We start from the raw sequence: 13,501 nt of genomic DNA on the forward strand, positions 1-13,501 counted from the left end.
TTTTATTTAAGAGGTTTATATGGCACAATTTTTACCAATTAGTAAGCAAGATATGAAAGATAGAGGTATCGAACAGCTAGATTTTGTCTACGTCTGTGGAGATGCTTATGTAGACCACCCATCCTTTGGTGCTGCAATAATCTGCCGTATACTTGAATTACATGGATATACAGTGGGTATTATAGCTCAACCAGACTGGAAGGATGATAATTCTATCAATATTCTTGGCGAGCCAAGACTCGGCTTTTTTGTTAGTGCCGGAAACATGGATTCTATGGTTAATCATTATAGTGTTTCAAAGCACCGTAGAGATTACGACAACTATTCTCCAGGTGGCAAAATTGGTCTTAGACCAGATTATGCAACAGTAGTTTACTGTAATTTAATTAGACACACATACAAAAAGAAACCCATTATTATAGGTGGAATAGAAGCATCCCTTAGAAGACTTGCTCATTACGACTATTGGTCAAATAAGGTTCGTCGTTCTATACTTTTAGATTCTGGTGCGGACTTGATTTCTTATGGAATGGGAGAGCGTTCTGTAGTAGAAATAGCTGATTGTCTTGCATCTGGAATGGATGTTAAGGATATCACATATATCGATGGCACTGTATTTAAAACTCGAGATAAATCCTTCACTGAAGATGCAATCATGTTACCTTCTTATGAAGATATAAAAGCAGATAAAGCTACATACGCAAAAAGCTTCTATACTCAGTACGTAAATACGGATGCATTCACAGCCAAAAAACTGGTTGAGACTTACGATGGTGCAATGTATGTAATTCAAAATCCACCTCAGAAGCCTTTAACAAGACAGGAGATGGATGATGTATATGCTATAGAATATATGCGCACATATCATCCTATCTATGAAAAAGATGGTGGTATCCCAGCTATCAAAGAAGTTAAGTTTTCATTGATTAGTAACCGTGGCTGCTTCGGAGGATGTAATTTCTGTGCCTTAACATTCCATCAGGGTAGAATTATTCAATCACGCAGTCATGAATCTATTATAAATGAAGCAAAGCTTATAACTCAGGATCCAGAATTTAAGGGTTATATCCATGATGTTGGTGGCCCAACAGCCAACTTCAGAAATCCTTCTTGTAAAAAGCAGATGGAAAAGGGCGTATGTATGCATAGGCAGTGTCTATTCCCTACTAAGTGTCCTAATCTAGAAGTAGATCACAAGGATTATGTAAGCCTTCTTACAAAGCTACGCAAGCTTCCAAAGGTAAAAAAAGTATTTGTACGTTCCGGCGTCAGATTCGATTATGTAATGTATGATAAAGACGACACCTTCCTTCGTGACCTATGTAAGTATCATGTTAGTGGCCAGCTGAAGGTAGCTCCAGAACATATTTCAAACAATGTACTCAGCTACTTAGGAAAGCCTGATATTTCCGTTTACAATAGTTTCTGCGATAAATATGCCAGGATTAATAAAGAGCTTGGTTTAAAGCAGTATTTGGTGCCATATTTGATGAGTTCTCATCCAGGAAGCACATTAGATGATGCAATCGCCTTGGCAGAGTATCTTCGCGACCATCATTTATCACCAGAACAGGTACAGGATTTCTATCCAACACCTAGCACAATCTCTACAACAATGTACTATACAGAGATTGACCCAAGGGATATGAAGCCCGTTTATATATGCAAGAATCCTCACGAGAAAGCAATGCAAAGAGCTCTTATACAGTACAAGAGACCTGAAAACTATGATCTCGTAAAAGAAGCTCTTATCAAAGCTGGAAGAGAGGATTTGATTGGATTTGGAGAAGAATGCTTGATTCCACCTAGAAAGATTAAAGGCAAGGAATTCAAAAAGAATAATAAAAATACTAGAAAACAGACTTCTGGAAAACAAAGTAAGACAAATGAAAGAACTAAAAATAGACGTAAACGATAGTAATCAGCGTTTTGACAAATATCTGAAACGTGTTCTTAGCGAAGCAAGCTCCAGCTTTATATACAAAATGCTTCGTAAAAAGAACATCACACTTAACGATAAAAAAGCTGATGGCACAGAAAAACTAAATACTGGCGATATTGTAAAGATTTGGTTTTCGGATGAAACATATGCAAAAATGACTGGAGCTGGAGAAAGAGATGAATTGTATTATTCTCTTAAAGAAGTAGACCATAATATCAATGTGATTTACGAAGATGATGAAATGATTATCATCAACAAGCCTGCTGGTATTAAGTCTCAAAAAGATACACCATCAGATATCTCGATTAATGAGATGGCTATATCTTATTTGATAAACGAAAAAGGCCTTACAGAAGAAAGCTTCAAGCACTTTCACCCTAGCATATGCAACAGACTGGATAGAAATACTTCAGGCATAGTTTTATTTGCTAAGACATTAAAGGCCGCACAGGAACTTGGGGAAGCTTTGAAGGAGCGTAGCTGTAAGAAATTGTATCGTGCAGTTGTGCTTGGTAATATCGAGCAAAATCAGCAGATAGAAGGCTTTTTATCAAAGGATGAAGCAACTAATAAGGTTTCTATAACACATACCGAAACAAAGGATTCTAAGCCTATTAAAACAGCTTATAGGCCTATATCCCATGTGGTTGATAAATTTACCTTACTGGAGATTCACTTAATCACAGGTAGAACCCATCAGATAAGAGCACACCTTGCTTCAATTGGTCATCCTATATTAGGTGATAACAAATACGGAAACACATCAATTAATAAAAAAGAAAATGTTAGAGGACAGCTTTTACATGCGTACTCAATAGAGTTTGAAGATGGTAGAAAGTTTGTCTGTGATTTACCAAGGGAGTTTAATGGCTACATATAAATCACGTGGACTTCGTGGTTCCACATTCGAAGAATTTATTAATAAAACAAATGAGGTGTACGCCGAAAACGGTTTGGCCCTCATTCAAAAGATTCCAACACCAATCACACCTATTGATATGGATAATAAGGGTCATATAACACTTGCTTACTTTGATCAAAAATCCACTGTCGATTATGTAGGTGCCATCCAAGGTATTCCTGTGTGTTTTGATGCAAAAGAGTGCAATAAAGACACATTCCCTCTCCAAAACATACATGAGCACCAGGTAAATTTCATGGGAAATTGGGAGGCACAAGATGGCCTGGCATTTATTCTGATTTTCTTTAGCGAGAGAGATGTATATTATTACCTGACCTTTGAAAAGCTAAAGGAATTCTGGGATAGAATGCAAGAAGGCGGCAGAAAAAGCTTTAGAATAGAAGAGCTTGATGAAAAATATTTCTTTACTACAAAGCCTAATCTGCTAGTACCTTATCTTGATATGATAAATATTGATTTGTCTTCAAGAACATAAAGCATTATAAATGAACATAAAAAAGAGTTGCCTGATTGCAACTCTTTTTTTCTTTTTATAAAATCTTCAATTTACAAAATATGGTGATTATTGTTAACAACTTCGTCATAATCCATTGATATAATCTTTCTTGATAAATATATTGAGGAGGTTATATTCAATGGGTGCGAAAAAAACTGCTTTTGAAGTATACCTGTCAGCTGTATTTAAGTGGGGTATTATAGCTTTAACAGGTGCATGTATGTTTGCTACTTGTATGTTCATAGTAGAAAAACTTTTAGGTTTCTACCAGACAATGCCATGGCTCGCCGTGATCTGCTTTGCTTTAATGGATGTAGGCTTCCTTTTGGCTGGAATGTTTATTTTAAAAACATCCTTTGATGACGAAGGATATCTTCTTGATGGAAAATTACAATTAGGTAAGATTTTCTGCTCAGTAGTTCTAATCATTCAATGGACTTACATTGTATACATGTGTCCTACCCGTAATTTCTGGGGATTTTTAGCTTTCTTTTTAACACTCATAGGATTTTTCTTGGATATTAAACAGTTACTAATAACAGGTGTCATTTGTATAGTTTCTCTTATAAGCGGTTGGATTGTAAGAGGAAGCGCATTATTGCCTGCTAAGGACGAACTTTTTGTAACTGATATTATAATGTGTATTGTAGGATTAACCATTTCATTGGCAGGTATTACACTGTTCATATTCTTTGTTTCTCAATTCCTTGTAACTGCAAAAAAAGACGAATTAGAAGAAAATAATAGAAGAGTTGTAGGCGTAATGGATGCAGTAAAAAGCATTTCTGAAAAAATGGTTACTGCAGGGTCGGCGCTACTTGATATTGCATCCGATGAAAGCGCTTCAGCAGAAGAATTATCAGCTACTAGTGATGATCTTGTTGAAAGTAGTAATCAGCTGAGTGTTAAAGCAGATGAAAGCATGAATAACCTTTCAGAGCTTAGCGATTGTGAGAACATCGTGGAAGAAAATGTAGGAAAGGTAGAAACAACTTCAGATAATCTCCTTATCAAATCTAATGAAAACGAAAGATCTCTTAATGATTTGCAAGGAATTAACACCGAAGTTTCTGAATCTATGGCTACTACAACTGATGTGGCGGAAAGATTATCAAAAGCAGTGGAAGAAATAGGAACTACCTTAGAATTAATTCAAGGAATTTCATCTTCAATAAGCCTTCTTGCATTAAATGCATCAATTGAAGCAGCTAGAGCTGGTGAAGCAGGCAAAGGATTTGCTGTAGTAGCAACAGAAGTTGGTAAACTTGCTGAAAGCACCTCTAATTCACTAAACGATGTAGGCGCTGTAATTGATAGAGTTCAAATGAATGTTAAAGAAATTACAACTCAAGTAGAAAACAATGCAACTAAGCTAAACGAACAGAATGAACAGTTCAAGAAAGTATTTGGCGATATTAGAGATATGAGCGTCATGCTTCGTGAATCTGTAGATGCAGTCAATGAAATGAATACCGCTATTCAAAGACAGGCAGATATTATAAGGCAAACCGTTGACATTAACCAGAATATTGCAGAAAGCATCAGAGATGAAAATGAGCAATTTGTTGCTATCAGATCTATGGCAGAAAGCAATGCCAAAAATACTGAAGAAGTCGCAGCTCAAGCTAAGACTATCAATGAAATGGTAGATGAAATAAGCAGATTGTTAAACAGCTAATATCCAAGAAATAGTGTGCCCCGAGGCCATGTTGACTTCGGGGCTTTATTAAAGTATAATAACTTTAGTTCTTTATCACGCTAAAGTATAGTTTTGTACAAGAGGTGCGAAATGAAAAATTTAACTTTACACACTCCAGAAGGAGTCAGAGACATTTATAACAGTGAATATGAGCAGCGATTGGATGCGCTTTATAATCTTAGAAAGTGTTTTAAGGAGGCGGGATATTCTCCAATATCTACACCTACATTTGAATATTTTGACACTTTTTCAAAAGAAGTAGGAAGCTGCAAATCTAACGAGATGTTCAAATTCTTTGACAGAGACGGCAATACACTTGTTCTCAGACCTGACATTACACCTTCAGTAGCTAGAGCTGCTGCAATGTATTTTTCGGATACAGATGAGGCAGTGAAGCTTTCCTATGAAGGAAATGTTTTTATTAATTATCATAGTCTGCAGGGTCGATTGAAAGAAAGCACTCAAGCTGGTTGCGAATTTATCGGAGATAGCTCTGTAGATGCTGATGCAGAGATTCTTACAATTACCGTAAATGCGTTAAAGAAGCTAGGCTTAAAAGAATTTGAAATTGGCGTGGGCCATATCGATGTTGTTAGAGGATTAATTGAAGCAGCAAACCTTTCTGACGACCAGGAAGAAAAGCTTATCAATCTTATCTCAAATAAGAATTTCTTTGGAGCAAAGGAGCTATTGCAGCAAGCAGAAGTAAGCAAGGGTTTAATAGATTTGTTTGATATTACAGGCAAAATCATGAATTCCCCTAAAGAATGGGCGCCTTATTTGGAGAAGGCAAAGAAATATAAAAAAGTATATGATGCCTTGGAATACCTTACAAAGCTTTACGAGCTTTTAAACAACAATAAGGTGATGGATTACATCTCATTTGAGCTTGGAATGATTTCTGAATACAAATACTATACAGGCATCATATTTACAGGATATTCCTATGGCGTTGGAGAGCCTTTGGTAAAAGGAGGTAGATATGATTCCCTCCTAAGCCACTTTGGAAAGGAAGCTCCAGCCATTGGTTTTGCAATTACAGTTGATCAATTAATGTTAGCACTTAGGAGACAGTCATGAGTGAAGATAGATATTTAACATTTGCCCTTGGAAAGGGACGTTTAGCAAAAAAGACCTTAGAGCTCTTTGAAACTATTGGTATTACTTGTGAAGAAATGAAAGATCCTGATACAAGAAAGCTTATCTTTGTTAATGAAGACTTAAAGCTTAAATTTTTCCTAGCCAAAGGCCCTGATGTGCCTACATATGTAGAGTATGGTGCTGCAGATATTGGCGTTGTTGGAGAAGATACAATTCTGGAGGAAAATAGAAATATTTACGAGGTATTGGATCTTGGCTTTGGAAAATGTCGCATGTGCGTCTGTGGACCAGCAGAAGCAGCAGAGCTGTTAAAGCATCATGAGCTTATTCGTGTAGCAAGTAAATATCCTAGAATCGCAAAAGACTATTTTTATAATATCAAAAATCAGACAGTAGAAATAATAAAGCTAAACGGTTCTATCGAACTAGCACCTATTGTTGGTCTATCTGAGGTGATTGTAGATATTGTAGAAACTGGATCAACACTTAGGGAAAATGGTCTTGTGGTTCTGGAAGAGGTTTGTCCATTATCAGCCAGAATGGTAGTAAACCAGGTATCGATGAAAATGGAAAACGAAAGAATTACTGACCTTATTGAAAAGCTGAAGGGAGCATTAGAAAATGAGAAAGCTTAAGCTCACTAAAGACACAATTAACAACATACTAGAATCACTACTTAAGCGTAGTCCTAGTCAATACACTGAGTATGAAAGCACTGTTAATGATATCGTAAATACGGTACGTGAAAAGGGAGACGAAGCGGTATTCGCATATACGAAGCAGTTCGACGGAGCAGATATTAACGCTACTAATATTGTTGTAACAAAAGAAGAAATTGAAGAGGCTTACAGTCTTGTTCCAGAAGAGCTTGTTGAGGTAATAAGAAAAGCCCTTGTAAACATCGAAAGCTATCACGCAAAACAAAAGCAGAACAGCTGGTTTACATCTGAGGAAGGAATTATCCTTGGCCAGAAAGTATCTCCTCTTGCAAGAGTTGGAGTTTACGTACCCGGAGGAAAGGCTGTATATCCATCATCGGTTCTAATGAATGTTATGCCAGCAAAGGTTGCTGGAGTTCCTGAAATATACATGACAACACCTTGTAACAAAGAAGGAAAAGTCAACCCAAGTACACTAGTAGCCGCTAATGAAGCCGGGGTTGATGTAATTTACAAGTGTGGTGGTGCACAGGCTATAGCAGCTCTTGCCTTTGGAACTGAATCTATTGCAAAAGTAGATAAGATTGTTGGCCCAGGCAATATATTTGTTGCTCTTGCTAAGAAGGCTGTATTTGGATATGTTTCAATCGATTCTATTGCTGGTCCTTCTGAGATATTGGTACTTGCAGATGAAACAGCTAATCCAACCTATGTAGCTGCAGACCTTCTTTCACAGGCTGAGCATGATGAATTGGCATCTGCAATTTTAGTAACTACATCAGCCGAACTAGCAGATAAGGTTGAGAGCGAGATAGAGCGTTTTGTAAAAATACTATCTAGAAAAGATATCATTCAAAAGTCTTTGGATAACTTCGGATATCTATTGATTGCAGAGAACAAAAAAGACGCCATAGAATGCGTAAATGCTATTGCATCAGAACACTTAGAAATCGTAACCGCAAATCCATTTGAAGATATGACTTATATAAAAAATGCGGGAGCAATTTTCCTTGGTCAGTATTCATCTGAGCCATTAGGTGATTACTTTGCAGGACCTAATCATGTGCTTCCAACAAATGGTACAGCGAGATTTTTCTCACCTCTATCAGTAGACGATTTCATCAAGAAATCAAGCATTATTTCATACTCAAAGGAAGCATTAGAAAAGGTTTATCCTGACATTGTTAAGTTTGCAAACAACGAGCAACTCACAGCTCATGCCAACTCAATTAAAGTGCGTTTTGAGTAATATAGTTACTTTAATATTTTGTAATATTTAGGTATAATAAAAAAGGTTGTAAAAATAATTATTTGGGGCGGTGTTATGTCGGAAGAACGTAGAGCACGTGTTGCTAGAAAAACAAAAGAAACAGACATTACCATCGATTTTAAAATAGATGGTTCAGGTAACTGTCAGGTAAATTCAGGCATTGGATTTTTTGATCATATGCTTGATGCATTTACAAGACATGGCTTATTTGATATGACTGCAGAAATCAGAGGGGATTTGCAGGTAGATTGCCATCATACCATCGAAGATACAGGTATAGTTTTAGGCAATGCTATCAAAAAAGCATGCGGCAGCAAAAAGAGCATGAAGCGATACGGTAGTTGCATTCTTCCTATGGATGAGACTTTAGTTCTTGTTGCAGTAGATTTATGCAATCGCCCATATTTATCCTTTGAAGCAGATTTTCCTACAGAAAAAATAGGATATATGGACACAGAAATGGTAAAAGAATTTTTCTATGCAATTTCATATTCTGCAGCTATGAACCTTCACATCAAAGTTTTAACACCAGGCAATTCTCATCATATGTGTGAAGCAATTTTTAAAGCTTTTGCAAAAGCCTTAGACCAGGCAACCACTATTGATCCTAGAATTGCAGATACAATGACAACAAAGGGTTCAATCTAGTATTAAAGGAGCGGTATTTACAATGGAGCACAAAAATATAGTTGCCACCATCTACATCAAAGATGGAATGGCAGTTAAAAGTCCAACAGAGCTTGAAAATAAAAAGGACGTATTAGAGCTTGCATCTGTTTATGATGATAGCGGAATCGATAAAATCATTTGCTACGATTTATCATCTACAGATGAAGAGCACGAGAAAAACATTTTAGCAATCAGAGAGATCAATCGAAACGTTCAGGTTAAGACAGCAGGCGGTGGAAATATTAAGCGTCTTGAGGACGTTAAAAAGCTTTTGTATGCTGGCTGTATCGAAGTCATTTTAAATGGTTCAAAGCCTGAGACAATCGACTTAATAAAAGAAGCATCTGCAAGATTTGGTGCTAACAAAATGCTTGTTTCACTTTCAACTGTAGATTTCCTTTTCAAAACAAAGGATTTCCTTCAGGATAATGTTCACGAGCTTTTAATCATGAACACCACTCTTTTGGAGGGCCTTGAAAATATCACAAGCATTCCATACATTGTTCAGGTTGATAACAATGATTTTGCATATGTAGAGAAATTACTTAAATCAGATCAAATCAGGGGAATCTCTGGTGCCTTTATCAATGATACCAATACAGATATCATGCAGTTAAAGAGCGAGCTTTCAGATTCTGGCATTAAAATGGACAACTTTGAGCCAAAGCTTAGCTGGTCAGATTTAAAACCAAACTCAGATGGCCTTGTACCAGTTGTAGTTCAGGATTTTCAGACAGGCGAAGTTCTCATGCTTGCCTACATGAACGAAGAGTCATTGAACTCTACAATACGTACTGGCAAGATGACATATTATTCTCGTTCAAGAAAAGCTCTTTGGGTTAAAGGAGAAACAAGTGGCCATACACAGTACGTCAAGTCATTGACTGCTGATTGTGATTTTGATACTATTTTGGCGAAAGTTTCTCAAGTTGGAGTAGCATGTCATACTGGCGCACCAAGCTGCTTCTTCAACGAAATAGTTAAAAAGGAGTATGTTGAGCGAAATCCACTTAAGGTTTTCGAAGATGTTTATGCCGTCATTATGGATAGAAAAAAGAATCCAAAGGAAGGCTCATACACAAATTATTTATTCGATAAGGGACTTGATAAAATCCTTAAAAAGGTGGGAGAGGAAGCTACAGAAATCGTTATTGCAGCTAAGAATCCTGACCCTGAGGAGACTAAATACGAAATATCTGATTTCCTTTATCATATGATGGTTCTCATGGCTGAAAAAGGTGTAACATGGGAAGACATCACATCGGAGTTAGCTCAAAGATAATTTATTTATGAAGAAATTAGCATTACCAGACGATATTCTGATGCAGATTGATAAGCCTGCACGTTATATCGGCAATGAATTTAATAGCGTAATCAAAAATCCTGCTGACGTAGACATCAGATTTGCCATGTGCTTTCCTGATGTCTATGAAGTTGGCATGTCTCATTTAGGAATTGCCATCCTTTACGATATGCTCAACAAGCGTCAGGATACATATTGTGAAAGGGTATATTCGCCATGGCCAGATTTGCATAATCTGATGAAGGAGCGTAATATACCTCTTTTTGCGTTAGAATCTCAGGACCCTATCAAGGGCTTCGATTTTATCGGTATGACACTTCAGTACGAAATGTGTTATACAAACATTTTGCAGATTCTTGATTTAGCCGGAGTTGCATTAATTAGCAGTGAAAGAGAAAATGACGATCCTATCGTTATTGTTGGTGGTCCTTGCGCCACAAATCCAGAGCCAATTGCTGATTTTGTTGATTTGGTATACGTTGGCGAGGGCGAAACTAGCTATCCAACACTTCTCGAGCTATACAAAGAACACAAGAAAAAGGGTTTCGATAGAAAGAATTTCCTCAGAGAAGCCAGCCATATTCCCGGCATATATGTACCATCACTTTATGAAGTATCATACAAGGAAGATGGAACAATAGCAGATTTCAAGCCAATCTATGATGATGTTCCTGCAACAGTCGAAAGACAGGTTGTTAAAGATATGGATTCATCTAGCTATCCTACAAAGATGCTTATTCCATTTGTCCGTGCCATCCAGGATAGAGTAGTTCTTGAGATTCAGCGCGGATGTATTCGTGGATGTCGTTTCTGTCAGGCAGGAATGATTTATCGTCCAAATCGTGAAAAATCAGTTGATGTTTTGAAGGCACAGGCCAAAGAATTATTAGCATCTACTGGCCACGAAGAAATCAGCCTTAGCTCCCTTTCATCTAGTGATTATCATGCACTTGGTGAGCTTATGGATTTCCTTATTGATGATTGCTTATCAGAGGGTGTAAATGTATCGTTACCATCCTTACGTATTGATGCATTTTCTTTGGATGTAATGAGCAAGGTTCAGGATGTTCGTAAATCAAGCATCACATTTGCTCCTGAAGCTGGTTCCCAGAGAATGAGAAATGTCATTAATAAGGGCCTTACAGTAGAAGATATTATCGGCGGTGCTACACTTGCATTTAAGGGCGGATGGAACAAGGTCAAATTCTACTTCATGCTTGGTTTGCCTGGTGAAACAGACGAGGACATGAAAGCCATTCCTCAGCTTGCAAATGAAGTTGCTGCTGCATACTATGATACAGTTCCAAAGGAACAGCGTCAGGGCAGATGCCAGATTACTATATCTACATCTTTCTTTGTTCCAAAGCCATTTACACCATTCCAGTGGGCTCCAATGTACGAAGCAGGAGAATATCTCCGTCGCGCAAAGGTTGTAAATGACGAAATGAAGGCACAGCTTAATCAAAAGTCGCTTAAATACAATTGGCATCATTCTGATGTTACTGTACTTGAGGGTGTATTTGCCCGCGGAGACAGACGTCTTTGCCCAGCAATATTAGATGCCTACAATAGCGGATGTTTCTTTGATGCGTGGGGTGAGTACTTCGATTTTGATAAATGGCTTGCTGCATTTGAAAAAAACAATATTTCAATTGATTTTTACGCTTACAGACAGCGTGATTTAGACGAAATCTTCCCATGGGATTTCATCGATTGCCATGTAACAAAAGATTTCTTAAAGAGAGAATGGAATAACGCCATGGCTGGCAAAGTTACTCCAAATTGTAAGATGGGCTGCAGTGGATGTGGCGCAAAATCTATAGGTTCGGGGGTATGTCACAATGCGCGTTAGAGTTAAATTTGAAAAAACAGGAATAATGAGATATGTTGGCCATTTGGATTTAATGAGATTCTTCCAGAAAGCTGTAAAAAGAGCAAATCTCCCAATAAGATATTCAGAAGGTTTCAATCCACATCAGATAATGTCTTTTGCAGCACCTCTTGGTGTAGGACTTACATCTACTGGCGAATATATGGATATCGATTTAAAACAAGAAGTATCTTCCAAAGAAGGCCTCGAAAGCCTTAATCAAAATATGGTAGAAGGCTTGGCAATTACAGGCTTCAAATATCTTCCAGATGATGCAGAAAAATGCATGAGCGCTGTGACTGCAGCAAGCTATATTGTTACCTATAAAAATCCTAAGGATGATGCTTGCTATATTGATAACATCATCGATTTAAAAGAAAAGTTTTTTGATGAAGCTGCTTCTATAAACATTGTAAAGAAAACAAAAAAAGGTGAACGAGAGCTTGATTTAAAGCCATTAATTTATCGCTTCAACCTTGAAGTAAAGGATAACGTTCCTGTATACGACTTGCTTCTTTCAAGTGGTAGTACAGATAATATCAAGCCTGAGCTTGTCGTTAAAGCATTTCACGAGTATTTAGGTTTGCCTGAATTTGATGAGCTTTCCTTAGATATTCAGCGTGTAGATATGTACACAGGAGAACCAGACAGCTTTGTTTCTCTAGGAGAAATAGGAGATGAACATTAAAAAAGTTGTAATTACAACAGGAATATATTTAGATAAGGAGCTTCGGCTCCTTGTTTCTTTTGATGAAAATGATAAGCCAGTAGATTTAATCAATCTGGATGTCACCAAAATCGGCGAGGTATACCTTGCTACAGTAGAAAAAGTGCTTAACGATGTAGACGGTTGTATCCTAAAGCTTGATTCAAACACAAAAGGATATATCGAGAATAAAAAGCTTATTCCAGATTCTTATGTCACAAGGCATTCCGACAAGAAAAAAGTTTGCCAGGAAGATCAATTCTACGTTCAAATTTATCAGGATAGAAAAGGAATTAAGCCATATTCTTGTAACTTCATAAAGCAGGAAGACTATACTGAGAATCCTACATTCATAAAATACTATTTAGGTAACTATTGTGATTCTGATACAGAAGTTATCACTGATATGCCGGACATCCATGAAGCTAATCCATCATTTAGATATTACATTGATGATTCCTTATCATTATGGAATCTCTATGGATTAACTAAACTATTAGATAATATTTGTTCTAGAATCTGTCATTTGAAATCTGGTGGAAACATCGTAATTGAACCAACAGAAGCTTTGACTGTAATCGATGTCAATTCCGGCAAAAACTACGGAAAACAAAAACCATTTGAGGTTAATGTAGAGGCACTGGAAGCAGCTTTCAGTGAAATCAGGTTACGTTCTATATCAGGAATAATCCTTATAGACCTACTTAAAGTGTCAAAAGCAGAAGAGGAGAAATTGATTGAAGTAGCAAACAGCTTGGTTGACGAGGATATTTCTAGAATTACGATCCACGGCTTTTCAAATCTGGGGCTTCTTGAGGTTACCCGCAGTAAAATCTTTTCAACCTTTACAATATAAAAAGAAAT

The 13,501-nt window shown here is 37.1% G+C and carries 12 protein-coding genes; all 12 read left to right on the plus strand.

Features of this window, described 5'->3' with window-relative positions; translation table 11 throughout:
* Positions 1-19: 19 nt before the first annotated feature.
* The 12 genes from BMY66_RS01645 (at position 20) to BMY66_RS01700 (ending at position 13,493) form a co-directional block, all read left to right on the plus strand.
* Positions 20-1,918 carry a YgiQ family radical SAM protein gene (locus BMY66_RS01645; protein ID WP_090393934.1) on the plus strand — a complete coding sequence of 633 codons (1,899 nt, stop codon included), beginning with the start codon at positions 20-22 and terminating at the stop codon, positions 1,916-1,918.
* Entirely contained in the window at positions 1,887-2,822 is a 936-nt protein-coding gene (locus BMY66_RS01650; protein WP_044934500.1) for an RluA family pseudouridine synthase, read from the plus strand. The genes BMY66_RS01645 and BMY66_RS01650 overlap by 32 nt, the downstream gene beginning before the upstream one ends.
* Positions 2,809-3,339 carry a Holliday junction resolvase RecU gene (locus BMY66_RS01655; protein WP_044934499.1) on the plus strand — a complete coding sequence of 177 codons (531 nt, stop codon included), beginning with the start codon at positions 2,809-2,811 and terminating at the stop codon, positions 3,337-3,339. The genes BMY66_RS01650 and BMY66_RS01655 overlap by 14 nt, the downstream gene beginning before the upstream one ends.
* A gap of 160 nt (positions 3,340-3,499) precedes the next feature.
* Entirely contained in the window at positions 3,500-5,038 is a 1,539-nt protein-coding gene (locus tag BMY66_RS01660) for a methyl-accepting chemotaxis protein (protein ID WP_090393935.1), read from the plus strand.
* A 111-nt stretch (positions 5,039-5,149) separates the two neighbouring features.
* Complete coding sequence (hisZ, locus tag BMY66_RS01665) at positions 5,150-6,139, plus strand: ATP phosphoribosyltransferase regulatory subunit (protein WP_090393936.1); 990 nt, start codon at positions 5,150-5,152, stop codon at positions 6,137-6,139.
* Positions 6,136-6,795: an ATP phosphoribosyltransferase gene (gene hisG / locus BMY66_RS01670; RefSeq protein WP_033154127.1), complete on the plus strand. Its 660-nt coding sequence runs from the start codon at positions 6,136-6,138 to the stop codon at positions 6,793-6,795. Before hisZ ends, hisG begins: the two co-directional genes overlap by 4 nt.
* A complete protein-coding gene (gene hisD, locus BMY66_RS01675) occupies positions 6,782-8,068 on the plus strand; it encodes a histidinol dehydrogenase (RefSeq protein WP_090393937.1) in 1,287 nt (428 codons plus the stop codon). Before hisG ends, hisD begins: the two co-directional genes overlap by 14 nt.
* Positions 8,069-8,143: 75 nt before the next feature.
* Entirely contained in the window at positions 8,144-8,737 is a 594-nt protein-coding gene (gene hisB, locus BMY66_RS01680; protein ID WP_044934491.1) for an imidazoleglycerol-phosphate dehydratase HisB, read from the plus strand.
* A 22-nt stretch (positions 8,738-8,759) separates the two neighbouring features.
* Positions 8,760-10,040 carry a bifunctional phosphoribosyl-AMP cyclohydrolase/phosphoribosyl-ATP diphosphatase HisIE gene (gene hisIE, locus BMY66_RS01685; RefSeq protein WP_090393938.1) on the plus strand — a complete coding sequence of 427 codons (1,281 nt, stop codon included), beginning with the start codon at positions 8,760-8,762 and terminating at the stop codon, positions 10,038-10,040.
* Between the two features lie 7 nt (positions 10,041-10,047).
* A complete protein-coding gene (locus BMY66_RS01690; RefSeq protein WP_090393939.1) occupies positions 10,048-11,913 on the plus strand; it encodes a TIGR03960 family B12-binding radical SAM protein in 1,866 nt (621 codons plus the stop codon).
* Positions 11,903-12,619, plus strand: coding sequence for a TIGR03936 family radical SAM-associated protein (locus tag BMY66_RS01695; RefSeq protein WP_090393940.1), 717 nt, complete (start codon positions 11,903-11,905; stop codon positions 12,617-12,619). Before BMY66_RS01690 ends, BMY66_RS01695 begins: the two co-directional genes overlap by 11 nt.
* A complete protein-coding gene (locus BMY66_RS01700; protein WP_090393941.1) occupies positions 12,609-13,493 on the plus strand; it encodes a ribonuclease E/G in 885 nt (294 codons plus the stop codon). Before BMY66_RS01695 ends, BMY66_RS01700 begins: the two co-directional genes overlap by 11 nt.
* Positions 13,494-13,501 lie beyond the last annotated feature (8 nt).

The sequence above is a fragment of the Pseudobutyrivibrio sp. C4 genome (genome assembly GCF_900111635.1).
In the GTDB taxonomy this organism is placed as follows: domain Bacteria; phylum Bacillota; class Clostridia; order Lachnospirales; family Lachnospiraceae; genus Pseudobutyrivibrio; species Pseudobutyrivibrio ruminis.